Origin of the sequence: Flocculibacter collagenilyticus (genome assembly GCF_016469335.1) — a bacterium.
Classification (GTDB): Bacteria; Pseudomonadota; Gammaproteobacteria; order Enterobacterales; family Alteromonadaceae; genus Flocculibacter; species Flocculibacter collagenilyticus.
The window spans coordinates 2,209,221-2,235,128 of the sequence record NZ_CP059888.1; the positions used below are offsets into that span (position 1 = coordinate 2,209,221).

Here is a 25,908-nt window from a genome sequence, read left to right on the forward strand (position 1 = left end):
TAAACACTATAGAACGCAGGTTAAGCACATGACTTTTAAAATACAGCATGTAAATTGGGAACAAGCTCATGATCAGTTGTGTGAAGTTAGAGAAAAAGTATTTGTTTGTGAGTATCGAATTCCTAAGACCATTGAATTTGATAACGACGATACCCTTTCAGAGCATGTGCTGTTAACTGAAGATAGTGGTAAACCAATTGCAACAGGTAGAATAAGCCCAAAAGGTGAAATTAGCCGGATCGCGGTGGTACTCTCTCATCGCGATTCTGATGCTGCTGAAGTTGTATTAAAGAAGCTGATGGATATTGCTAAAAAAATTGGTGTCAAACAGGTTTCTGTTAATTGTGAACTTGACGATGTAAAGAATTATATACAGCAAGGTTTTCGTACATCGGGTAGTGTTTATATGGAAGCTGGCATACCAAGGCAACGCTTGATATGCCCTATTAATAAGGTGTCAGTAAAGTATTGTAGGCAAATTCATTAAGCGTTTGCTTGTTGTTGCCACAACTCTTTCTTTTCAACCATCTCATACATACTTTCAGCACGGCTAATTAAAATATTAGCGTATTTAAGCTGGGTTTCGTCTTTTGTACCCGTATTAAGAATTTGCTGTGCTTTCATTTGCCAGTTCAACGCAAAACACCTTAATGCTTCTCTTGCATCTGGTGCATTCTTCGCGTCCATGTGGTCTGTAGGCAAATCACCAGATAGTACCCAATGCTCTCTCTTCTTTTTATCTGCAATTTTCCAGATAGCTAAAAAAGGCACTAAATAGCGGCTTTCAGCCAACTTCACGCTTTCAGGGATTTCGCCTTTAGATGCAAGGTACTGATTTGCCTTTTGATAATGTGTGCGTAACCACTCTTGTCTTTTTTGCTCTACATCTTGCGCTTGAGATTGTGTTTGTTGATCCTTCAATTCTGTCATTTTTACTACTCTTAATAATGTACCTTTAAATCGATGACTAAATGTATTCTGTCGAGTTCAAAATCGCAAGTGCTATCTTACAATCGTGGTAAGACCAGTAACTTTTTCGTGAAAAAGATGGAGATACTTTAGTTGAAGTGCTAAAGTGCCCGCGCTAAAAATCAGGCGTGTTTTGACTATCTAGCGTTAGATTTAAACAATAATGAAATACGCTACATACTTGTCATCACCTCATTTTATTCGGAGAAATATTAGTGGCTGTTTTTAATAAAGTGGATTTCGACAATCACGAGCAAGTTGTTTACTGTTCTGATGAAGAAACTGGCCTTAAGGCGATCATAGCAATTCATAATACTAACTTAGGTCCAGCAGTTGGTGGTTGTAGACTGTGGAACTATGCAAACGAAGATGATGCACTAGTTGATGTACTTCGCTTATCTAAAGGCATGACGTATAAAAACGCTATCGCAGGCTTACCATTTGGCGGCGGTAAATCAGTCATTATTGGTGATGCTAAAACGATCAAGTCAGACGCGTTATTCCGCAAGTTCGGACAATTTTTACAATCTCTTAGCGGTAAGTACTACTCTGCAGAAGATGTAAACATCACCACTGGCGATATTATGATCGTCAACCAAGAGACCGACTATGTGTTTGGTTTGGAAGGTCAAAGTGGTAACCCTGCTCCTTTCACCGCGCTAGGTACTTATCTTGGCCTTAAAGCAGCAGCTAAACACAAATTTGGCTCTGATTCGCTTGAAGGCATTAAAGTGTCTGTACAAGGACTGGGTAGCGTTGGTTTATACCTGTGCGAGCATTTGCACAAAGAAGGTGCCAAATTAGTTGTTACTGATATTAATCAAGCGGCAATTGATAAAGCAATAACAGAGTTTGGCGCAACTGCAGTTGGCTTAGATGAAATATACGCTCAAGATGTAGATATTTACGCACCATGTGCATTAGGCGCAACTATCAATGACGAAACTATCCCTCAATTAAAAGCGAAAGTAGTAGCAGGCTGTGCAAACAACCAACTTGCTGAACCTCGTCATGGTGAAGTACTACGTCAAAACGGTATCTTGTACGCACCAGATTACGTAATCAATGCGGGTGGCATTATCAATGTATCATTCGAACAAGATCCTGAAGGTTACTGTGCAGACAAATCTACTGCAAAAGTAAATGGCATTTACGACACGCTTTTAAAGATTTTTAAGCGTTCTGATAACGAGCAAATTTCTACACATGAAGTTGCCGATGAAATGGCTAAAGAAATTATCGCTGAAGGCCATAAGTAACACCTGAAATAACTTTGGTGTAATACTTTAATCTCATGCTAGTGCCTACTGGCATGAGATTCTGTTAAAAACATCTCTCCCATAACCTTACCATTCACATCAATAGTAACCCCTACTCCGTTGCTAGCCTTACTTTTCGCAAAGCTTCTCTTTATCTTCGTATAATTTATATCTCAGTATCATTTACTGGTGAGTCGATAAATACCAAGGTCGCTAGAATATTTTATGCGCATAAAAACGTATAAACCTGTGAATAAATTCTTAGTAATTTTGTATAAGCATAGTAACCTTATGATTTATAAGACTTATATTTTTTAATGAAAAATTACCAATATTCTAAATGTGGGCTAAACTTTAACTAGTTTTCACCCTAAATATTAGGTGCTGAAAGAAAAGTTAGCGCACGGCTCAACAATGAGCCATTCCCCTAAGCCCAGAACAATGAGGATTCGTTCTGGGCGCTTTTTATTTGCTAAAACACTGTTGTTTCAACTTATTTTCCTAATATAAACCTGGTTTTTTCGCCTGTATTCTGCAACAACGTATAGTTAGCCAAAGTGCCATTTGGATGAAGGTGTATCATTCCAATATTCGCCGTACCAAAAAGCCTACTATGAGTTTTATCTGTACTTTTATGATGCTTAATTGCTAACTTTCTTCGACGGGTAAATAAATTGAAAAAGCTCTTTCTTGCATATAAAAAGCGATTCAGCTTGTCCAGTACCTTTAATAAGCCAGCTGGGAATTCATTCTTAATGCCACTTGCCGTTAATTGCCAAATTTTTCCGTTATCTTTTTTTAATCGTTCATTGGCAGAAAAACAAAATGAATAATGTACGTCGCCAGACAATACGATAATTTCATCGGGTGATTTTGTATTAAGCATCATGCTTAATATTTTTTTAGCGGTTCCCGGATGAGCCATCCAATTCTCTACGTCCACTAACAGCTCTTTACCTACCATCGCAAATACTTTTTGAATAACTTCAATAAGTTTAACGCCAAGTATGGGAGCAGGAGACACAATAATCACTGACTTAGCTTCGCTGGTAATTTGCTCTTCTAACTCACATAAACTTTCCCAATCCATTAAGCCGGATGGGTTATTGAGTGCCCCTTCTGAACGCCAGCGATGGGTACGCGTATCAAGCATTATAATTGTAGGATGAGTATTTAATTCAAAGTGCCACTTGTCATAATCAAGCAGCAAATCAGATGTTTCGGCTAACGTAAGCGTTTTTTTCTTTTCGAGTGCCTTAAAGTGCACTAACCAATCTTGGTTAAATTGATCAATTTGATTTCCCCAGTCTTGAAACAGTGCGTAGGCTGCTAATCCGTTTGCTATTGCTTGTCGAGTTAGCGCGTGCCCGTATACCCTACTTTCCCACTGCGCTGAGAGGTTCCAGTCATCGGTAATATCGTGATCGTCAAACATCATTACTGAGGGGACGTTTGCCATTACCCTTTGTGCACTGGCTAAGCCATTTTTAAACGACTCAATAATGGATAGCTCGTATTTATATCGTGATTGTGAGCTTTTGGGTAACGCTTTCGCCTTATCACACACATCATCCCATATTAATTCCCAGCATGCTGAAGACCATGTGAGTAAGTACAAAGCAATAAATTCTGACAACGTAATTAAATGATTTTGGCGATATAAGGAAGAAATGATAGGCTCAGACTTTTTAAAGAACGCCCATTTCTTAAAATCATAATGAGGTAATAGCGAGTGTCTACCGTACAGATATTGGTTATCAAGTAACATATCTAAACTTACTTCAGCAGATTCTGGTAACGCTTCCGAATAAAACTTAAGTTTTTTAATCAAGGCATGAATTGCTACAAGCATGGGCCCTGCTACATCATCACCATATACTTGATCGCCTGACATTATTAAATAGTCAGGGAGTCGTTGTGCTTTTCCAATCCGTTCATTGCACTCGTTATCAATGGCAGCAAATGTATCTTTACTAGGATGATGAGGTTTACGACAAGAGCCATGTAATAACAACTGTACATTTTTGCTTACCATTACCCGAGGTAATGCTTGGTTGTCATTATCAAAAGCAAGCTGCGAAAAATCAATTAACTCTAATTGCTCATTTTGTTGTAAATAAAGTTGGTAATGGAACTGCCTTGTTTTAGATTCAGGCGTATTGTGTAGCGGTTTAGGTACATGCATTTTTATGTTGCATATATGCAACTCTTCACCTAAAGAAATGCTATTAAATTCTTGATGATCACTAAAAGTATCGTCTTGCTCATCAATTAACTCAAGAACATAAGCTGCCTTTACACGACTTACAAACCAAACCGTAATAAATTCAATTGAGCAATGTCTTAAAAAAGGTCCACATATAATGGGAGAGTTAGCCACTACAGTCTCTCATTCATAGAAAATCATGACGCTATTAGACTGAAATTATTGATAATAAGCAAAGATTGTTTGTAAAAATATCTGAATAGCAGGCTTAAATTTTAGAGGTGAGAGTTAAAAAATGAGTCAGAGCGTAAGCATGTTACGCTCTGCCAATAGCATTATCGCTGTGCTAGAGGAAACAGCGAAAAGAAGTTATCTGAAGTCTGTTTCGCCAACTCACGCGAGTCAATATTCAAATGATCAGCCAAAAACTCACATACATGTTTTACATATGCAGGCTGGTTTTGCTTACCTCTATGAGGAACGGGCGCTAAATACGGCGAGTCTGTTTCTATTAACAGCCTATCCAGCGGGATCTTTTTTACCACATCTCTTAATTCAGCTGCATTTCTAAAGGTGGCAATACCTGAAATAGAGATATAAAAACCTAAGTCTAACGCAGCTTTTGCCATGTCCCAGCTTTCTGTAAAACAGTGTAATACACCCCCACATTTATCTGCTTGGTGCTCACGCATCATCGCAATGGTATCAGCTCTCGCATCACGGGTATGGATAATTAAAGGCTTATTCAACTTATTTGCGACGTCAATATGCTGCACAAATGCTTCTTGTTGGATTTTTTGTGTTTCCTTGGCATAAAAATAATCCAACCCTGTTTCGCCAACTGCAACTACTTTGTCGTGTTGTGCAAGCGAGATGAGCTCTTCACTGTTGAATGCTTCTTTATGATCCAATGGGTGTACACCGCAAGAGGCAAATACATTTTTATAAGGTAAGATTTTTTCCAGCATCGTAGGGAAAGCATCTAACGTTACTGATACACACAAAAAATGTGACACACCAGCTTGTTCGGCATTTTCAATAACGCCAGCAATATCAGTACCTAAATCATCATAATCAAGACGATCTAGGTGACAATGAGAATCTATAAACACAATATTTTTCCGAGGGTTATTTACATAGTATAGGTAGGATCGTCTGAATTAAGCATGCCGCCAAGCAGCTTTTCAATTTTATCCCTCACATTATTTTTATCATCGATAAAACCAATTCCTACACCAGCTGGAGTCGAATTTTGCGCCCCGTTAGGCGTGATCCAAGCTACTTTGCCTGACACACGCTCTGACTCTAACGCGTCTGGCAGCATCACATCTAGTGCAATAGATTGACCCATTGAGTAATTATTAAGTGTTTTGATAAAAATGCCGCCATTTTTTAAATATGGCATGTAGCATCGGTAAAGTTCTTTCAAATCTTGAAAATCAACTGGGATCTCTTCCAACTTCTACTCCCGACATAACGTTCTTTCTATTTTATAAAGCAAGGACCGCAACTGCATATTATGATTCAAGCCAACTGCATGCTGCTCGTTTCTAACAAACTGTAAACATTGCTCTATAATACTGCTAAATGATTCAAAATAACACGATTCATTCGCTAACTCTTGTGTTTGATTATGCTGTTCAGTCAAACGTTGATAAAAGTATAACGATAATTGGTTCATTAGAATGGTAACGCCATCCGGCAACTGAGCGAGCAACGTTAGGAGCTTTTCATTGCTTTCTGATCCATTCAACCAATGTTTAATATGCTCAATGATCTGATAAATAAGTTCAATTCGTCCCTGCTCTGCCCAATCTATTACTTTATAAGGTGCATCGCCACTTAGCGCCAGCAATTCAGTTACATTGTAATTGGCTGTATTTACTTGGCTTTTTATCCACTCAATTGCATTTGCTTTGTCAGTAATATTAATTCGATGTTTGGTACACCGACTCGTTATTGTTGCTGATAGCTGGCTAATATCTGAAGACGTTAAAATTAAATAAACTTTTGCAGACGGCTCTTCAAGGTTTTTGAGTAAGGCATTTGCAGCTGACTCACTCATCTTTTCGGCATTAATTATGCGCACTACTTTGTTGTTTTTTAGTTGGGATGTTTTATTAATGAACTCTGTAATCGCGCGTACTTCATCTACACCAATAGACTTTTCAGCACCATCAATAATCAGTAAATCTGGATGGTTACCTGCCGAAAATAATGTACACGACTGGCAATTGCCACAAGGTGTTAAATATAAATCTGCGCTGCATAACAATTGTGCTGATATCTGCTGGCTAAGCGGTGCTTTGCCAACACCTTTGGTGCCATAAAATAGCAACGCATGATGAAGCCGCCCATTTTTTCTGTTTTCAAATACTTGTTCTGCGAAAGATAACAGCCATGGTGCTAGCATTTATGTTCAAACCACTGCTCGAGTTGGTTAAGAATGTTTTGGTGTACTGTACTCATATCATGTTCAGCATTGATTGTAATAATTGAGTCGTCTTGCTTGGCAATTTCTAAGTAACGGGCACGAGTTCGTTCAAAAAATGACACGTCTTCTTGTTCAATTCTGTCTAACTCACCTCTTCCACGCGCACGGCTCAACCCGATACTTGGTTCTATATCCATATATAACGTTAGGTCTGGTCTAAAATCACCTAGAACCGCTGCACGCAAGGTTTGCAGTAATTGTGTAGATAATTGACGACCACCACCTTGATAGGCCTGCGAAGACAGATCATGCCTATCTCCAATTACCCAAGTGCCTTTTTCTAAATGTGGCTTAATCACATTATGAATTAGTTGTACTCTGCTTGCATACATCATCATCAACTCAGCTTCTGAGGTTAAAAACTCTTCAGAAGTTTGTATCACTAACTCTCTTAATTTTTCTGCAAGCGGCGTTCCGCCAGGCTCTCTCGTATTAATAAATGGCTTACCATTACGAGTAAGGAAAGACTCAATAACTTTAATAGCGCTTGATTTACCAGCTCCTTCGAGCCCTTCCACTACAATAAACTTACCTGAATACATTAATTTTCGTTTCTCAGTTGATATTTGCGAACAGCTTTGTTGTGTTCTGCTAATGTTTTAGAAAAAAAGTGCTTGCCGTTTCCCATGCTTACAAAATATATATAGTCTGCACTAGAGGGGTTTAACGCAGCTTCAATAGAAGCTTCACTTGGCATTGCTATTGGAGTTGGAGGCAGCCCTTTTATACGGTATGTATTGTAAGGTGTTTTACGCCTAAGATCAGCCTTTGTGATATTACCGTTGAAAGTTTCTCCAATACCGTAAATAACGGTAGGATCAGTTTGTAAGCGCATCTTCATTCTGAGTCGATTAATAAATACAGCTGAAATATCGGGGCGTTCGTTCGCTACTGCTGTTTCTTTTTCAATGATGGAAGCAAGTATTAGCGCTTGGTATTTATCCGTTAAAGGTAAGTCCTCAGCACGACGCTGCCATAATTCTTCCAACTTAAGGTTAAGGCTATTGTGTGCCAACTCTAATATTGCACTTTCAGAAGTGCCTTTTGAGAAACGATACGTTTCAGGAAGAAAAAGCCCTTCAGGATTGTCTCTCTCAATATTTAATTTATTAGCAATGCCTTGATAGCTCAGCCCCTGCAAGTCATGCTTAAGTTGAGGTACATCTTTTAAGGTTGCTAACCATTCCCTTAATGTCTTGCCTTCTACTAATGTGACAGCAAACATAAATTGCTTACCTGATGAAAGCTTTGTAAGTAATTGCAACACAGTGTCGCTTTGTTCGAGTTTATATACCCCAAACTTTATTTTTCGAAGATCTTTATGGATTTTGGTATACCACTTTAAAGGCCCACATGCTGATATGTGCTGATGTTTAACTAAGTTTCGACAAACTTGATTAAAGCTTTCACCTTGCTTTATTTCAAATAAACCAGATTGACTCAGTGTTTGCTTTGGAAAATAAAGAAATGTATAACTTCCTACCATGAAGATGGAAATTATGACTAGAAACAATAAAAATTTAAGCTGTTTGATCACTTAAGTACTCATTAACCTGAGAAATAATGGGAAGTACTAATTCTTTATTAAATGAATAACTACCGATTTCAGTGATCGGTGTTACAGCCATTAATGAATTAGAAATAAATACAGCATCAGCATCGCTCAAAGTGGTTATTGGCTCTAGCACTTCTTTTACATCATGGAGTGCTGGAATATTGTCACAAATAAATTGTTTCATTACGCCATTTACCCCGGCAAATGTTAAAGCGGGTGTATACCACTGATTTTTTTTAAGCCAAAAAATATTTGCAATGCTTGTTTCTACGATATTGCCATAAACATCACTTACAACACCATCAAAATCACCTTTATTTTCAATCTCTTGTTTAATTAAAACTTGTTCTAATCTATTTAAGTGCTTAATGCCTGCTAAGCTTGGTGCATGACCCAATGTTAATTCAACAACCGACAAGGCTATGCCAGATTGCTGCCAAACAGAATAATGCGAAGGGATCTCGAATGGGTGTATAGTAACAATGGGTTCGGATACAGCATTAACTGAATAGCCTCTGCCGCCCTCTCCCCGACTAATAATTATTTTTAGCCCACCAAACTGTATTTCCTTACTCAGTTGTCGTACCCGTTCAGATAAGGGCTCAAAGAAATTAAATAAAATATGCAGCTTGCCACAGTCGTGCTGCAAGCGCTGAAGATGATATGACCATAGTTCAGGCTTTCCGTTCCTAACAGCTAGCGTGGTAAAACAGCCGTCACCAAAATGATAGGCGCGGTTAGTTGTTGAAATAGTATTATCTTCACACCACTTTTCCATCTTCACTTCCAATTATATTCAGTGCGCTAACTATGAAGGTATAGTACGAATGCAAAAAAGCCTGATACTAATTACACTGCTCATGTATCAGTATCAGGCCTTGTATAAGGTTCTACCTTAAATATTACCTAATTATTCAACGGTAAGATACGCAAAGAACGCATCAAACTTAAAGTATGTTTATATCTTTTTGAATAAAATAGAGCCGTTAGTTCCACCAAAACCAAATGAATTACATAGTGCATACTCTAATTTAGCATCACGCGCTTCATGCGGGACATAGTCTAAATCACAGCCTTCATCTGGGTTATCTAAATTAATCGTTGGTGTAATAACGGAGTGGTTTAACATTAACGTAGTAAATATAGACTCCACAGCACCTGCAGCACCTAATAGATGTCCTGTCATGGATTTCGATGAACTCACAGCTAACGCCTTAGCATGATCGCCAAACACTCGCTTTACAGCTGCAGTTTCAGCTAAATCACCAGCCATAGTTGAAGTGCCATGTGCGTTGATATAGCCAACTTTATCCTTGGCAACGTTCGCATCTTTAATGGCATTCTCCATCGCAGTTGCGGCTCCTTCACCATCAGCAGGAGGCGACGTCATATGAAAAGCATCACCGCTCATCCCAAAGCCTGCTAATTCGGCGTATATTTTTGCTCCGCGAGCTTTGGCGTGTTCATATTCTTCTAGCACCATAACGCCTGCACCATCACCTAAAACAAATCCATCTCTGTCTTTATCCCAAGGACGGCTAGCCGATTGTGGATCATCATTACGTGTTGATAGCGCACGTGCAGCAGAAAACCCGCCCATACCCAAACAAGTAGACGCCTTTTCTGCTCCTCCTGCCACCATCGCATCGGCATCACCATACGCAATCATTCTTGCTGCATGTCCGATATTATGAACACCCGAAGTGCACGCAGTTACGATTGAGATATTAGGGCCTTTCAAGCCGAACATAATAGAAAGATGACCCGCTATCATGTTAATGATGGTAGATGGAACAAAAAAAGGAGATAACTTACGAGGTGAGCTTGATAATAATTTAGCGTGGTTTTCTTCAATTAATCCTAAGCCACCAATGCCTGAACCTATTGCAGCGCCAATTCTAGGTGCATTTGCTTCAGTAATTTCTAGGCCAGAGTCTTTGATTGCTTGAACACCAGCAGCTACTCCATATTGGATAAACAAATCCATTTTCTTTGCATCTTTTTTTGCCATGTACTCTTCGACATTAAAGTCTTTTACTTGGCCTGCAAATTTTGTGTTGTATTCAGATACATCAAAGTGCGTAATATCAGTGATCCCACTTTCACCTTTTACTAAGGCGTTCCAGGTAGCATCTACAGAATTACCCAAAGGGGTTAAAAGGCCCATTCCCGTTACAACAACTCGGCGTTTAGTCACATCTTCCTCCAAATATGGGGTAACTAAAAAATAAAGAGGAAAAAGAAAGGCAGCCTAGGCTGCCTGTCTTACAAAATTCTTGAAATAGAATTACTCAGCGTGAGCTTTGATATAATCTACAGCAGATTGAACAGTAGTGATTTTCTCTGCTTCTTCATCAGGGATCTCAGTATCAAACTCTTCTTCTAGAGCCATTACTAATTCAACTGTATCTAAAGAGTCTGCACCTAAATCATCAACAAATGAAGCTTCTGACTTTACTTCTTCTTCTTTTACGCCAAGTTGTTCAATAATGATTTTTGATACACGTTCTTCGATATTGCTCATTTTTTTTTCCTTTTTCTCTACGCAATCGCGCACTTTTATGAATTTTGCGGGTAGTGTATTCTTTCAAATTTGAGGTTTCAAGTTTAGGCGCATGAATTTGCTAGTGGTCAAACCTGATAACTCTCCTGATCAATACACTTCGCTGTTATTTATGAACTAGTTTTAACTTATTTGCAACTTTAACTGCAAATTAAACCATATACATGCCGCCATTCACGTGAATAGTTTCACCTGTAATGTATGCAGCTTCGTCAGACGCTAGAAACGCTACCGTAGACGCAATTTCTTCTGGTTGTCCTAACCTGTTAGCAGGCACTTGCGAGAATATCGCTTCGCGTTGCTCGTCGTTTAACTCTTTTGTCATATCAGTATCGATAAATCCCGGTGCTATTACATTCACAGTAATACCACGAGAAGCAACTTCACGACCTAGTGACTTTGAAAAGCCAATCACACCCGCTTTTGCAGCTGCGTAATTAGCCTGCCCTGCATTCCCCATTGTTGCGACAACCGAACCAATATTAATAATTCGCCCGTTGCGCTTCTTCATCATACCACGAAGAACAGCTTTACTTAGCTTAAACACCGATGACAAGTTAGTATCTAAAATATCAGACCACTCTTCATCTTTCATACGCATCATTAAATTGTCGCGAGTGATCCCAGCATTGTTTACCAAGATATCTATTTGCCCATGATGCTCTTTTATCGCTTCAAATAATGCTGCAATAGAAGCATCTTGAGTAACATTTAGCACATAACCTTTCCCATTATCTGCCAAATAATCACTGATTGCTGCCGCGCCATTTTCTGATGTTGCGGTACCAATTACAGTGGCACCTAAGCTGACTAACTTTTCAGCTACTGCTTTGCCAATACCACGGCTAGCTCCTGTTACTAGTGCAACTTTACCTTCCAAACTCATAAAGCTCATTATAATTATTCTCCAATTAACGCATTGATGGATGCGATATCATTGACAGCTTTAGCTGAAATCGATCGATCGATTCGCTTAGTAAGCCCTGTTAATACTTTTCCAGGGCCAAATTCATATAGTTCAGTAACGCCATTATTCGCCATAAATTGCACTACTTCAGTCCAGCGAACTGGCATGAATAATTGACGAACAAGCGCATCTTTTATTTGTTCTTCATTGCTTTCTATTGAAACATCAACATTATTAATAACTTGCAAATTAGATTGTTTGATAGAAATTGACGAAAGGATCTCAGCTAATTGCTCAGCCGCAGGTTTCATTAGCGCACAATGCGAAGGAACGCTGACACTAAGGGGCATTACTTTTTTTGCGCCTGCGTCTTTACAAGCTTCACCAGCACGTTCTACCGCTGCTTTATTACCTGCAATAACTACCTGCCCTGGCGAGTTATAGTTCACCGGTGATACAACATCGCCTTGAGCGGCTTCTTCACATGCAAGTTTAATTGCATCATCATCCAAGCCAATGATAGCGGCCATACTGCCAGTACCAGCTGGTACAGCTTGCTGCATAAATTTGCCACGCTGCTCAACAAGTTGCACTGCATCAGCAAAATTAAGTACACCTGCATTCACAAGTGCAGAATATTCACCTAAGGAGTGCCCAGCTAGGTAAGCAGGACGCTTGTCGGTAAGTGACGCAAATACCCGCCAAATAGCGGTACTTGCTGTCAATAATGCAGGCTGCGTTCGATGTGTTTCATTTAATTCTGTTTCAGGGCCATTGTTCACTAATTGCCATAGATCGTAATTTAACACGTCAGACGCTTCAGTAAAGGTATCACGAACAACTTGGTACTCATCATGTAGTTCTTTCAACATACCCACACTTTGTGAGCCTTGCCCTGGAAATATTATTGCGGAATGATTCATTTGTTTACCTTAAATAGCTCAACTGGAAATTGTTTTTATTTTTTAGTTTTCGACGTTTAACTAAGTCTATTAAATATAACGACTTAGATAAAAACATATAATGCGACTTCTGTTTGATATTAAGCCTAAAGAAATAAAAACAAGGTATAAGCCAGTTTAACAGTTGTATTTTTATGCAAAAAAAGTCTCTACTACTTAAAAAAGTAAATATCTACTTTTCTGTAATTAAAGCATGTTCCAATTTGTTGCTAATTTTTTCAGGAATTTGTCTTTTCACTTCACGTACAGCCTCATCTATTGCACTTAAAAATGCACTTCGAGACGCGTTTCCGTGGCTTTTAATTACGATGCCGCGCAATCCTATCAAACTTGCGCCGTTATACTGGTCGGGGTTCACCCTTTTATAGAGTTTTTTTAACGCTGGTAAGAGAACAAAGGCTAATATTCTGCTTGCTACAGACTTCTGCATTGCTCTTTTTATTTTGGTAATAATTAGGTTAGAGATACCTTCACAGGTTTTTAGTGCTACATTGCCGACAAAGCCTTCACACACAACGACATCCGCTTTACCTGAAAATATATCACTACCTTCAATGTAACCAACGTAATTTATGTGCTCTGCATTGCTTAGCATTTTAGCAGTCGCTTTTATTTTATCGTTGCCCTTTATTTCTTCTTCACCAATATTAAGTAATGCAACACGTGGTTGCTCAATATCTTCTACGTGCTCAACCATGGTTGAACCCATAAAGGCAAATTGAAAAAGCGTCTCTGAACAACAACTAATATTTGCACCTAAATCTAATAAATAAACAGGTTTTTTGGTTGTGGTAGGTAATGACGTTATTAAGGCAGGACGTTTTACACCTGAAAGCGTTTTTAAGACATAATATGCCATCGCAAATAACGCACCTGTGTTACCTGAGCTAACGCAAGCTTGTGCCCTGCCCTGTTCAACTAAATTGAGTGCAACGCGCATGGATGAGTCTGTTTTTGAACGTAATGCAAATGCGGGCTTTTCATCCATATTAACTACTTGTTCAGCATGTTCAATCAGAAGTCGAGGATGAGATAAAGCATCGAGCTTATTAAGCTCAGTTTGGATAAGTTGCGAATTACCGCAAAGAATAAGTGTGAGTTCAGAATAGATATTTACAGCATCAACAGCTGCAGGAATAGTAGAACGGGGGCCGTAATCGCCCCCCATTATATCTAACGAAATCGTTAGATTGTTCTGCACAAAGTTACCGCCTTAAAGAGCTAGTACTTTACGACCTTTGTAGTAGCCATCCGCAGTAACGTGGTGACGACGATGCGTTTCACCAGACGTTGGATCGATAGAAAGAGTTGGACCACTAATAGCATCGTGTGAACGACGCATGCCGCGCTTAGAACGAGTTTTACGATTCTTTTGTACCGCCATTTACCCTTCTCCTAAATTATTTTCGCTTAAGTTCTTTTAATACATCAAATGGATTTGGTTTTTCCGCTGCTTCAGGTAATTTACCCCAGCTCATTGTTCCTTGGTATGCACATGACTCAGGGTCGTGCATAGGAACAATTGGCAAGGCAATGATTAACTCATCTTCAATCACCTGTCTTAGCATCATCTCACCAGCGTCATCAAGAGCAAATGTCTCGTATTCTTCTGGGATCTGTTCTTCTTCAGTACGCTGGGTTAAAGGCGTATAAAAGAAGTTTGTTGCCAAATCCTGCTTCATTTTTTCATTACAACGTTGACACAAAACATTGCCGCTATAACTCGCTTCGCCAGAAATAACTACAAGACCTTGTTCATCAATATTGCAATTAACTTTTACCTTAATATCACCATCCGCCTCAACGAATAATTCGCTTAAGCGGCTAAGTTCCTGCACAGGCACGATACCGTCGTAAGACAATCGTTTTTGAGCAGCCCGAACCGGATCTATAGTGGTTGGAATATTTACTTTTTGCATAAGGCGCGCAGTTTATAGATCGCTAGCAGAAGAGTCAAAGAAAATCTTGTAATTTTCATTGTTTTTTAGATCTCCAGTCATGTTCTACCCACGGTTTAGTTTAAATGCGTTACTATTTACCACCTAAATAACAACAATCTCATCATTATAAGAGTAAACGCTATGCAACCGGCCATCATTTTAGCTTCTACTTCACCATATCGTAAGGCTTTATTAGAAAAATTTGCAATTAAATTTAAAACTGAACAGCCTGACGTTGAGGAAATTGGGCAACCTAATGAATCTGCACAACATTTTGTAAAACGCATGTCTATTGAAAAAGCCAGAAATGTTGCCCTGCGTCACCAACAAGAAGCAACATTGGTTATTGGCTCAGATCAAATTGCTGTTTTCAACGATAATGCGATTGGAAAACCCTACACCCATGAAAAAGCGGTGAAACAACTAACTATGTTCAGTGGACAGCAAGTTACGTTTCTAACAGCAATAACCGTAATCAACTGTATTACGCAACAAAAAATTACGGAAGTGGAGCCTTTTACGGTAAAGTTTAGAACACTTTTAGAAGGTGAAATAAACAATTACCTTTTAAAAGAAAAACCCTACCATTGTGCTGGTAGTTTTATGTGTGAAGGACTGGGTATTTCGTTATTCGAAAAACTGATAGGCGATGATCCAAACGCACTTATTGGCTTACCTTTAATACGTTTGAATCATATTTTGCAGCAGTTTGACTTTAACGTCTTGCTCAATAAGCCAGACGAATACTAATACTTAGTCACCGTTAATATTTCTTCAAATGAATCAATCACCGCAATTGGATTATATACTTGAAGCTCTTGCTCACTATGAACACCATAGGTTACTCCTATGCTATCCACGCCAGCGCTGTTAGCCATGGCCAAGTCGTGAATACTGTCACCTACCATCACCGCTTCACTTTTTTCAATATTTAGCGCTGTTAAGATTTGCTCAATCATTTCAGGATGAGGCTTTGATTGAGCGTCATCTGAACATCGAGAAATAGAAAAGTACTCCTTGTAGTCACCCCAAACTCGCTCCAATCCTTGCCTCCCTTTCCCTGTAGCAACAGCAAGTAATACATCTTGCTGTTTAAACGTACTCAATACATGCGCCACACCAGAAAAATACGGTGTAGGCACACTATTATCTTCTTTATATTGTTTACGATAATGCAATATAAGTGATTGATGCTGCTCAACGCTTTGTTGAGGGAATAATATCGCTACCGCTTTTTCTAGGCTTAGACCGATAATTGATTTAACGTCATGATCACTGGGTACATCACAATTAATTATACGCGCAGCATTTTGCATTGATGACACAATTCGTCCAACCGAATCCATCACAGTGCCATCCCAATCAAAAATAACCAATTTATACTTCATTACATTTACTCTTAACAAAACAAAGCTGCTTAATTAAACCTTGTTAACAAGGATTCCAGTTTACTCTTGAGATAATTTCTCTAGTGCATTTTTTAGCTGCGCATCGAGTGGCGCTTCTACCGACATAGTAGTTTCAGAGACAGGATGGATAAATCGCAGTTGATGAGCATGTAAAAATAAACGTTTTAGGCCAATTGCATTCATTCGCTTCGCAAAATTCTCATCACCATATTTGTCATCACATGCTATGGCATGATTCACACATGCAGTGTGTACTCGAATTTGATGTGTGCGGCCAGTAACAGGAAAGGCGTCAATTAATGTTGCTTCTTTAAATTGTTTTTCAATTCTAAAACGCGTTTCAGAGGCTTTACCCTCTTTATGGTCAACGATAACGATTCGTTCGCCTGATTTCAGTGTATTTTTACGAAGTGGCTCAGTGACTACTTTTATTGACTTAGGCCAAACACCTCGAACGAGCGCTAAATAATTTTTCTGTACCTTTTTACTTCTTAACTGTTCATGTAAGTGTTTCAATACCGAACGTTTTTTTGCAATCATTAAGCAGCCAGATGTATCTCTATCTAGTCTATGAACTAACTCTAAATGTTTAGCCTCTGGCCTTAACGACCTTAGCGCCTCAATAACCCCAAAACTTAGTCCACTACCACCATGTACCGCCATTCCAGATGGTTTATTTAATACAATTAGGGCTTTATCTTCGTATAAAATATGTGACTCCAACGAAGATACCATCGATAAATTTTTTGAAGGGGCAGTATCTTGTGACTCAGACACAGTAACAGGCGGTATTCTAACTACATCACCTGATTGCAATTTGTACTCTGGCTTTACCCGTTTTTTATTAACTCGAACTTCACCTTTACGAATAATGCGATAAATTTTACTTTTGGGCACACCTTTAAGAAATGTTCTCAGATAGTTATCTATTCTTTGGCCCGCATAATCTTCTTCTATATCAATAAATTGAACTTTATTTTGTGTAGATTTATCTTCTGAAATTTCTTTTTTGTTTGACATTGGCAATTTTCGTAAATTAGGACAATAATTTTAGTTGCTTAAAAAGTTATATTAGTGGGATAATACTCCCCGTTTTTTAAGCCTGAAAAACAGGTAATTAATATGGTGCTCTGCAAATACGTAAGAGTGAGAGTGTAGCAAAAACCCGAGAGAATGATCATACTGATAAAAATCATTTTTCCAATCTTTTATTTGTTTCGGGTTCAATACGCATCTTAATTTGAGAAAACGTGTGTAATAAGTTTTCAATAGTAATAAGGCATTTTCACCAGTACCAAACAGAGCAAAAAAAATAACTTAGCCATAACGAATTAGAACAGAATAGAACACCCAGAAATTAAAGCGAAACCGTTTTAATGCATAACAATTAGCACCTTTATTGCCCAGTCGCGAGACTGCACATGTTTTGAAAGGGTATCTGGCAAAACTAGGCAGCACATAATGTCGTTGTGGCTTATACTGTAAAGAGTCACAAATAATGAAGCGTATGTTAATTAACGCGACACAAATTGAAGAATTGCGTGTTGCATTGGTTGACGGTCAGCGCCTTTACGATTTAGATATCGAAAGCCCTGGTCACGAACAAAAAAAAGCCAATATATACAAAGGTAAAATTACCCGCGTTGAACCTAGCCTTGAAGCTGCTTTCGTTGATTACGGAGCAGAGCGTCATGGTTTCCTTCCATTAAAAGAAATCGCAAAAGTATACTTTCCTGAAGGTTATACATTTGACGGCCGCCCTAATATCAAAGATGTTATTCACGAAGGACAAGAAGTACTTGTTCAAGTAGATAAAGAAGAGCGCGGTCAAAAAGGTGCAGCATTAACAACATTTATTAGCCTAGCTGGTAGTTACTTAGTGCTGATGCCAAACAACCCAAGAGCCGGTGGTATTTCTCGTCGTATTGAAGGTGATGAAAGAACTGAGCTAAAAGCTGCACTAAGCCAACTGGACCTGCCTAAAGGCATGGGGCTAATTGTACGCACTGCTGGTGTTGGTAAATCTTATGAAGAGCTTGCTTACGACTTAAAAGCACTGTTGCAGCATTGGGAAGCCATTCAGGAAGCAGCAGACCGTGGTCCGGCGCCTTTCCTTATCCACCAAGAAAGTAACGTTATCTTTAGAGCAATTCGCGATTACTTGCGCCGTGATATTGGTGAAATTTTAATAGATAACCCTAAAATTTTCGAAGAAGCGCGTGCGAATATCGAACGATTCCGACCTGATTTCGTTAATCGTATTAAAACTTATCAAGGTGATGTGCCGTTATTTACTCACTACCAAATTGAGAGTCAAATAGAGTCAGCATTCCAGCGCGAAGTTCGCCTTCCTTCTGGCGGTTCAATCGTGATTGATCCTACTGAAGCATTAACATCGATTGATATTAACTCTTCAAAAGCGACTAAAGGCGGCGACATTGAAGAAACCGCGCTAAATACTAATTTAGAAGCGGCTGATGAAATTGCACGCCAATTGCGACTACGTGATTTAGGCGGCTTAATTGTTATCGACTTTATTGACATGACGCCAATTCGCAACCAACGCGAAGTGGAAAATAGACTGAAAGATGCTGTAAGGCAAGATCGCGCCAGAGTGCAAATTGGCAAAATTTCTCGTTTCGGTTTATTAGAAATGTCACGTCAACGACTTCGCCCTTCATTAGGTGATGCAAGCCAGCATTCATGCCCTCGTTGTAACGGACAAGGCACTGTTCGTGGCACAGAGTCTATCGCATTATCTATTCTTCGTTTAATGGAAGAAGAAGCGATTAAAGAGCATACAACTAGCGTTCAAGCACAAGTACCAGTGTCTGTAGCTACCTACCTATTAAATGAAAAGCGCTCTGGTGTAACTCGTATTGAGAATCGACACAATGTTGCCGTTACGATTATTCCTAATCAACACCTTGATACGCCTAACTACGAAGTTACCCGAATTCGTAAAGATGAAACGGTTGAAGACGTTAGTTACAACCTTGTCGCTAAGCCAGCGCAAGAAAAAATTGAAATTCGTACAGAAGAAGTAAAAAAAGAGCAGCCAGTGTTAAGTGGTGTAGTTACACCAAAAGCGCCTGCGCCAGCACCTGCTAAGGCGAAAGAAAAGGCAACACAAGAAGACTCAATTTTTACTAAGGTAACAGGCTGGTTAAAGTCGTTGTTTGCCACTGAAGAAGAAGTTAAACCTGTTGCCAAAACTAAGCAACAAAGGCCTAATCAAGATAGAAATAAGCGTAAACGTCCCGCTCAGGCTCGTAAGCAGAATGACAGAGATGGCCGTAACGATAATCGTAAACAAAATAATCAACGCGATTCGCAACGAGACGCACATTCAAATCAAACGAATAGAAATAAGTCTCAAGATAATAGGCAGAAAGATCATAAGTCTAAAGAGCAAAAAGTTGCAGAACGCAGACAACGCAGAAATATGCGCAAGAAAGTGCGTGTATCTGAACAACCTGAAGAGCTAGCTTCAAATAACAATGCTGTTGACAATACTGCAAGCGATATAGCTCAACAAACTCCGAAGAAAAAAGCGGCTAACAAACAAGAAGCTAAAAAAGAGCATAAGCGCGAAACTCAAGCTAAAAAGCAAGAGCAGAGCAATGCTACTGATAAAGCTTTTGACACAGCAAATAAGCACGCCGATGTGCAAGCCGAAAATGTTGAGGTAAAAAGCACTGAGCTTAAAAATGCAGAAAAGCATACTGATGAAGTAAGTGATACTGCAGAAAACAAAAAAGAAGGTCGCACACGCAGCCGCCGCTCACCTCGTCATTTAAGAGCAGCAGGCCAAAAACGTAAGCGTAATAATGATTCAGAGGGTGATTTTAACTTTGACAATATAAATAGTGCGGCTGAAGAGGCTAAGCAAACATCTGTTACTGACACTAAGCCTTCATCTGAAGAGCCGCAAGAAGCCCTAAACGAACATCAAGTTGCCACCGATACATCGACAAATGCAACTGATGCGAAATCTTCTTCTGCTCAAATTATTCATGAAGCTGATATGCCAGTAAGTAAAAATGATGTAATTGCAGCTGATGCAAAACCAAAGGCAGAAAAACAGACATCCACTGAAGACGTTAATAGTAATAAGCAGGCTGACAGTAAACAGCCGGTGACGTCTAAAGCTGACTTGGCTGAAAGTGTTGAAGCAGCTTCGGACACATCACTTACAGATGCGAATGTAGCTGCTGATACAGATGCCACTGTTAAAAGCGAAGCGAACAATACTTTAGTGGACTCTCAAGAGAAAGAAAGTAGCAAGCAAAAAGCAGAAGCACATGCCATATCTGCAAATGCTGACAGCACTGAGGAAAAAGCTAAAGTTGAAGTAGAAAGCGAGCTTGATCTAACAAACAATGATGACATGGCAGCCAAAAAATCTGTTATGCCAACATTAAGTGTGGGTAATAGATATAAGCACAGTATCAATGCGCCAATGACCAAAGCACATTCAATTGCATCTAATAATACTGAAGAAGTGATTGGTGCCATGGAAATCAGTGAGCGTGCAGATATTGCTATTGCTTCAAAACAAGCAGGTACCATGCATGCGGAGTATAAGGCATCATCGGAGCCTCATAAGCCAGCATAGTCAATGAGTTTTACTAAATTGTTAGCGTCATACAGGTAAAGCTAAAATGGCGAACATATAAGTAATTCACTAAAATAATCAAGCCAGCACACGTTGCTGGCTTTTTTGTGCGTTTTATTAATTTAAAAAGCCTTCTCCTCTCCTTTCTTCTTACTCCTTTATTTTTTCTTTTACCTAATATTTACACAGATTATTTGAATATTTATTTCTCTGAATTGCCAAACCAAAAATATAAATGCTATGCCCCCACTCATCTTGTCATTCATGAACTATATTTCATAATGTCTATAGTTATTAATTGTTAAGCTTCTATATGTAAATAAGTGCTCCAATTAGTTAACACCTTTAAAAATATGAATACGTAGCACTTGATTTTATTCTAATGTAGTATAAGCGCTCAAAAATTATGAAGCTTAAATAATTAAGCCTGTTTAGAGGTGAAGGTTTGCGTTATTTATTCGGAATTGTTTTATTTTGTGTAGTATTGAATATTCATGCAAAAGAAACAGTTAAACTAGAACAACTCTCGCTTGACGAAGGGCTAAGCCAAGGCGAAGTCCAAAGTATGTTGCAGGATCACGAGGGATTTTTATGGTTAGGCACTCAGCAAGGATTAAATCTATTTGATGGATATCGAATTCAGCTTGTTAGCGGGCCTGAAAATATACTGCAAATCCAAAGCATCAGCAGTTTATATCAAGATAATAAAAATAGGATTTGGGTAGGCTCAACGCCAAATCGTAACTTTATCATCGATAAACAAACTGGTGAGATAGAGGAAATTGATCCTCCTTTCCCTACAGATTATGATATTTGGGACTCTTCTTTTGGTGATATTAAACCCGCTAAAGGCGATGACTTATGGTTAGCGACTCTTACCGCTATCTTTTATTATAATGCTACACAGCATAGTGTTGAATTTTTTACAGAATTCCAAAGTATATTAAACGACAACAATATTATTAGAAAAATCATCCAGATTGATGATTATTTATTTGTCGCTACCAGTAATGGCCTTTACCGTGTTTCTATTGCAACCAAAGAAGTCGTTCATATCGACTACTTATCCTTACTCACTAAAGATAAAGCACCGCCATCAGAAGACAGTTTAAACGTTAAGGGGTTTTATCTTTCCGACAATCGTACATTGTTATTAGGCACTGTTGCTGGTTTATATCAAGTTGCTATCGAGCAGCTACTTACAAATGTAAACTCACAGTCTACAACTCCTTCTATAAGTATCCTTGCAAAAGAACTGGTGCCTGAATTAAATATATGGAAATTAATTGAAGAATCAGAACATTATTGGTTAGCAACGAACGATGGCTTATACAAATTACATAAAAATCAAGAGTTAGAACATATTGTCCGCCTTTCAGAAACTGTCTATCAAATAGCGGATGACGATATTCAGTCAATGATTAAGGATAAAGAAGGGAATATATGGCTAGCTAGTAGGAATGACGGTGTATTTAAGTTAAAACCTGACGAAGGACATTTTACATTCTATTATCAGTCGGGCATTCCAAACTATTCATTAAGTGAAAATACGGTTTGGGCTAGCCGGGAAGATCAACACGGTAATTACTGGGTGGGCACCGATAACGGATTAAATCATATTAATACTCGCACAGGAAAAATAACTCAACTTCTGGTGAACCCAAACAAAAAAGAACGCTTTAGTAACTCAACCGTTATCGATTTAGAAATACAAGGTAATACTGTATGGGCGATTACGGGTGGTGGTATTAAGCGATTTAATACTGAAACGTTACAAGAAGAACTGCTATTAATACCTGAAAATGCAAAAGACGTTTTTCAAGAGGTTGCGAACGATCTTGAGTTTGTCGATGAACACACCATGCTCATATTGAATGATGGCAACATCCTATTCTTCGATACCAATACAGGCAAAATAACAACTAAAGAGTCTGACACGCCAAGCGAAAAAATTACCGACATGTTAGTCAAAACTGTGGGTCGAGATCATAACGATGAAAACACAATTTTAGTGTCAATGGTAGACAAAGTAATAAAGTATGATTTACAAACCGGTGCGCGTAGCTCGCTACATGAGCTACCTCCTTCCGATAAGCCTCGCACCACTGCCACAGATACTGTCAATGACGGCACTAAAACATGGATTGCTTACAGCGGCTTTGGTGTCTACGTTATTGATAATAAAACGGGTAAAGAACTTAATCATATTACGAGTTTAAATGGCTTGCCTGATAACTCCATACATCAACTTTTTGTAGATGATAATGGGTATATTTGGGCTACATCCAATACAGGCTTAATTAGAATTAATCCGTCTAGTTACCAAGTTAGAACTTACGGTACAAAAGACGGATTAATGACCAGTGAGTTTAATGGAGGAGCTAGTACAAAAACTAAAAACGGTACTCTGTTACTTGGCAGTATTAAAGGGTTGGTTAAGGTATCACCTTCCGACCTATTAAAAAGCAATACAGACAGTAATCTAAAAACAAATATAACTAATATTTCTTTACTATCAAGAGATTTAGGTCCCTCATTTGGTGGGCAAGGCGGACAAACCATAGAAATACGCCATGACGATTATGGATTAAAGCTCCAATTCTCGGCTTTAAGTTATTCTTATCCCAAAAAAATGAAGTATAAATATTGGCTTGAAGGGGACACTGAAACGCCGCCCACAGTCGTCTCAACCAGTGAATTGTTCTTACCAAAACTGTCACCGGGTAATACAACTTTTAATGTAAGTGTTATTGACTATGAAACGGGTAAGGAATCCCCTCCGACAAAGTTGTTCCTAGTAGTGCATCCATCACCCTTCTTGTCATGGTGGGCATTACTCATATATTTCACCATTGCATCTATCGCTATTTTCTTGGTATATCGCCAAAAGCGTAAGCGCCAAATAGAGCTTATTAAAGCGCATAAAGTGTTAAAAAGAAGTGAGGAGCGCCTTCAACTTGCTCTCAGTGGGAGTGACAGTGGCTTGTGGGATTGGCAAGCCAATGAAAATCTAATGTTTGAACCTAGAGTGAGTTCTCAGAGTAAACAGGAACAAGTTCCTTTCAATTATAAGCTGTCCTTTATTCACCCTGAAGATCAGGCGTTATTCTTACAAAACTGGAATACATTCATCAGTGGTGAATCAGATGTATTTGACCTAACCTACCGAATGAAGGGCGAACACGACAATTGGGTTTGGTATAGAGATTTAGCACGAGTATCGCAAGAAGGCTCAGCGGGTGATGCTCAACGTGTAACTGGCACATATACAGATATCACAGAAGTAAAAGATGACAAAGATAAAGTAGCGCTGTTTAGTGAGGCATTCCAAAGTACACGTGATGTGGTGATTATTACCAATAAGATTTTAAATGTTATCGCTGCAAATAATGCCTTTTTCGTGACAACAGGCTTCACTCACGATCAAATTATTAATCAATCACCTACCTTTATTCATAGCACAGAAGGAAAAACTAATTTCCTAGCGCACATCACTGGCGCACTTCACGATAAAGGGCATTGGGAAGGTGAAGGTGTACTCGTAAGGCGTCACCGATTGAGCCTGCCTGTATTGATAAATGCGACCTCTTTTACCGATGAGCGAAATAATACGCAGTATGTATTTGCTATTACAGATATTAGCGAGCAAAAAATTGCTGAGCAAAAACTAAAACGTTTAGCCAACTATGATCCGCTTACAGGCTTACCAAATAGAGCACTCATGTTAGATAGGGTTGCACATGCAATCACACATGCAATCAGAACTAATTCCAAGTTCGCCGTATTTTTCCTAGATTTAGATAGGTTTAAGCAAATAAACGATACGTTAGGCCATGACGTAGGTGATGAGTTACTCATTAACGTATCTAGAATGTTGTCGGCTGCGGTAAGACGTGATGACACAGTTGCCCGACTTGGCGGTGATGAATTTGTACTCGTTTTAGAAGAAGTCAAAGAGCCAGGAGCAATTAGCCGTGTTGCACAGCAGATAATTGATGAAATGGCTAAGTTAAGAATGATTTCTCAGCACCCTATTTCGGTATCTCCAAGCATTGGTATTGCCATTTACCCTGATGATGGCGATAACATCAACGAATTATTAAAACATGCCGATGTGGCTATGTATCATGCTAAAACCGAAGGCAGAAATAACTTCCAATTCTTTGAAACAGCCATGAATACCAATGCTCATAAAAAGTTAGCGTTGGAAAATGAAGTGCGCGACGCAATAGAGCGCGATGAATTTAGCCTTATGTACCAACCTCAGGTTGATATGAAAACAGGTAAAATAAAAGGATTCGAAGCACTTGCAAGATGGATTAAAGCTGACGGTACTCTTGTATCGCCGGTAGATTTTATTCCCGTGACCGAAGAGCTTGGTTTAATAATACCACTGACCGAGCAATTGATTCATAAAGCGTTGACTGAATTAAAAAAGTGGCAAAAGCTCGCGCCAAGTTGCACTGTTTCTATAAACTTATCGGCTAAGCATTTACAGAATTATGATTTAATCGGCTTTATCTCAAATGCGCTGAAACAGCATCAAGTTGAACCACAAGCGATTGAGTTTGAATTAACTGAAAGTGTTTTAATGGATGACATAGACGCTGCCATGTCGGTATGCCATAGGCTGAATGAAATGAATATTGATATTTCACTTGATGACTTTGGCACAGGCTATTCATCGTTAAAATATTTACATCAACTTCCAGTGCAAAAGTTAAAAATAGATCGCAGTTTTGTATGGCAAATTGGCGATAGCCAAAGTAATGCAATCATTGACTCCATTGTAAGTTTATCTAAAACATTAGGCATTGAAACCGTTGCAGAAGGTATTGAGAATAAACAGCACTTAGCTTATTTAATCGAGCTTGAATGTAATTACGCACAAGGCTTTTACTTTTCAAGGCCGCTCTCTACAGAGCAGGCATTAGCTGTACTCAGCGAAGAATTTTCATTAGATACATCTGGTACGGCAGACACCTGCGAAGTTTAAACGTTAAGTCAAATAAAGCCGCTGAGAAAC

Annotated in this window: 22 protein-coding genes; 5 read left to right on the forward strand and 17 right to left on the reverse strand. The window is 38.9% G+C overall.

The features are described 5' to 3' along the window. Window positions 1-28 precede the first annotated feature (28 nt). Window positions 29-487 (forward strand): GNAT family N-acetyltransferase, encoded by a 459-nt coding sequence (locus tag HUU81_RS09795; RefSeq protein ID WP_199608778.1) that lies wholly within the window; start codon window positions 29-31, stop codon window positions 485-487. Here HUU81_RS09795 and HUU81_RS09800 read toward each other — a convergent pair. Further along, on the reverse strand, window positions 484-930 hold the full coding sequence (locus tag HUU81_RS09800; protein ID WP_199608779.1) for a DUF4826 family protein: 447 nt from the start codon (window positions 928-930) through the stop codon (window positions 484-486). The genes HUU81_RS09795 and HUU81_RS09800 overlap by 4 nt on opposite strands. A 254-nt stretch (window positions 931-1,184) precedes the next feature. Between HUU81_RS09800 and HUU81_RS09805 the strand changes: the two genes are divergently transcribed. Next, window positions 1,185-2,228, forward strand: coding sequence for a Leu/Phe/Val dehydrogenase (locus HUU81_RS09805; RefSeq protein ID WP_199608780.1), 1,044 nt, complete (start codon window positions 1,185-1,187; stop codon window positions 2,226-2,228). Between the two features lie 493 nt (window positions 2,229-2,721). Here the strand turns inward: HUU81_RS09805 and HUU81_RS09810 are convergent, their stop codons facing one another. The 14 genes from HUU81_RS09810 to yceD form a co-directional block, all read right to left on the reverse strand. After that, window positions 2,722-4,608 carry an alkaline phosphatase D family protein gene (locus HUU81_RS09810; RefSeq protein ID WP_199608781.1) on the reverse strand — a complete coding sequence of 629 codons (1,887 nt, stop codon included), beginning with the start codon at window positions 4,606-4,608 and terminating at the stop codon, window positions 2,722-2,724. Between the two features lie 161 nt (window positions 4,609-4,769). Further along, on the reverse strand, window positions 4,770-5,546 hold the full coding sequence (locus HUU81_RS09815; protein WP_199608782.1) for a TatD family hydrolase: 777 nt from the start codon (window positions 5,544-5,546) through the stop codon (window positions 4,770-4,772). A gap of 20 nt (window positions 5,547-5,566) precedes the next feature. Then, window positions 5,567-5,893: a PilZ domain-containing protein gene (locus HUU81_RS09820; protein ID WP_199608783.1), complete on the reverse strand. Its 327-nt coding sequence runs from the start codon at window positions 5,891-5,893 to the stop codon at window positions 5,567-5,569. A gap of 3 nt (window positions 5,894-5,896) precedes the next feature. Further along, complete coding sequence (holB, locus tag HUU81_RS09825; protein WP_199608784.1) at window positions 5,897-6,847, reverse strand: DNA polymerase III subunit delta'; 951 nt, start codon at window positions 6,845-6,847, stop codon at window positions 5,897-5,899. After that, window positions 6,841-7,470: a dTMP kinase gene (gene tmk / locus HUU81_RS09830; protein WP_199608785.1), complete on the reverse strand. Its 630-nt coding sequence runs from the start codon at window positions 7,468-7,470 to the stop codon at window positions 6,841-6,843. The genes holB and tmk overlap by 7 nt, the downstream gene beginning before the upstream one ends. After that, entirely contained in the window at window positions 7,470-8,465 is a 996-nt protein-coding gene (gene mltG / locus HUU81_RS09835) for an endolytic transglycosylase MltG (protein WP_199608786.1), read from the reverse strand. The genes tmk and mltG overlap by 1 nt, the downstream gene beginning before the upstream one ends. Then, entirely contained in the window at window positions 8,449-9,261 is an 813-nt protein-coding gene (gene pabC, locus HUU81_RS09840; RefSeq protein ID WP_199608787.1) for an aminodeoxychorismate lyase, read from the reverse strand. Before pabC ends, mltG begins: the two co-directional genes overlap by 17 nt. A gap of 180 nt (window positions 9,262-9,441) precedes the next feature. Then, window positions 9,442-10,680, reverse strand: a complete 1,239-nt coding sequence (gene fabF, locus HUU81_RS09845; RefSeq protein ID WP_199608788.1) for a beta-ketoacyl-ACP synthase II — start codon at window positions 10,678-10,680, stop codon at window positions 9,442-9,444. A gap of 90 nt (window positions 10,681-10,770) precedes the next feature. Further along, window positions 10,771-11,007, reverse strand: a complete 237-nt coding sequence (gene acpP, locus HUU81_RS09850; RefSeq protein WP_199608789.1) for an acyl carrier protein — start codon at window positions 11,005-11,007, stop codon at window positions 10,771-10,773. Between the two features lie 190 nt (window positions 11,008-11,197). Beyond that, window positions 11,198-11,932, reverse strand: a complete 735-nt coding sequence (gene fabG / locus HUU81_RS09855) for a 3-oxoacyl-ACP reductase FabG (protein ID WP_199612019.1) — start codon at window positions 11,930-11,932, stop codon at window positions 11,198-11,200. A gap of 14 nt (window positions 11,933-11,946) precedes the next feature. Further along, window positions 11,947-12,876 (reverse strand): ACP S-malonyltransferase, encoded by a 930-nt coding sequence (fabD, locus tag HUU81_RS09860; protein WP_199608790.1) that lies wholly within the window; start codon window positions 12,874-12,876, stop codon window positions 11,947-11,949. 211 nt (window positions 12,877-13,087) lie between these two features. After that, a complete protein-coding gene (gene plsX, locus HUU81_RS09865) occupies window positions 13,088-14,116 on the reverse strand; it encodes a phosphate acyltransferase PlsX (protein WP_199608791.1) in 1,029 nt (342 codons plus the stop codon). 12 nt (window positions 14,117-14,128) lie between these two features. Further along, on the reverse strand, window positions 14,129-14,299 hold the full coding sequence (gene rpmF, locus HUU81_RS09870; RefSeq protein WP_199608792.1) for a 50S ribosomal protein L32: 171 nt from the start codon (window positions 14,297-14,299) through the stop codon (window positions 14,129-14,131). A 16-nt stretch (window positions 14,300-14,315) separates the two neighbouring features. Beyond that, window positions 14,316-14,834 carry a 23S rRNA accumulation protein YceD gene (gene yceD / locus HUU81_RS09875; protein WP_199608793.1) on the reverse strand — a complete coding sequence of 173 codons (519 nt, stop codon included), beginning with the start codon at window positions 14,832-14,834 and terminating at the stop codon, window positions 14,316-14,318. A 162-nt stretch (window positions 14,835-14,996) separates the two neighbouring features. On the opposite strand from yceD, the gene HUU81_RS09880 reads away from it, so the two are divergent. Continuing rightward, a complete protein-coding gene (locus tag HUU81_RS09880) occupies window positions 14,997-15,605 on the forward strand; it encodes a Maf family protein (RefSeq protein ID WP_199608794.1) in 609 nt (202 codons plus the stop codon). Here HUU81_RS09880 and HUU81_RS09885 read toward each other — a convergent pair. After that, window positions 15,602-16,243, reverse strand: coding sequence for an HAD-IA family hydrolase (locus tag HUU81_RS09885; RefSeq protein ID WP_199608795.1), 642 nt, complete (start codon window positions 16,241-16,243; stop codon window positions 15,602-15,604). The two genes, HUU81_RS09880 and HUU81_RS09885, sit on opposite strands and share 4 nt — an antisense overlap. Before the next feature lie 60 nt (window positions 16,244-16,303). Continuing rightward, entirely contained in the window at window positions 16,304-17,284 is a 981-nt protein-coding gene (gene rluC / locus HUU81_RS09890; RefSeq protein ID WP_199608796.1) for a 23S rRNA pseudouridine(955/2504/2580) synthase RluC, read from the reverse strand. Between the two features lie 478 nt (window positions 17,285-17,762). Between rluC and rne the strand changes: the two genes are divergently transcribed. Both rne and HUU81_RS09900 read left to right on the forward strand, forming a co-directional pair. Next, complete coding sequence (gene rne / locus HUU81_RS09895; RefSeq protein WP_199608797.1) at window positions 17,763-20,882, forward strand: ribonuclease E; 3,120 nt, start codon at window positions 17,763-17,765, stop codon at window positions 20,880-20,882. Between the two features lie 445 nt (window positions 20,883-21,327). Continuing rightward, complete coding sequence (locus HUU81_RS09900; RefSeq protein ID WP_199608798.1) at window positions 21,328-25,878, forward strand: EAL domain-containing protein; 4,551 nt, start codon at window positions 21,328-21,330, stop codon at window positions 25,876-25,878. Window positions 25,879-25,908: the final 30 nt, after the last annotated feature.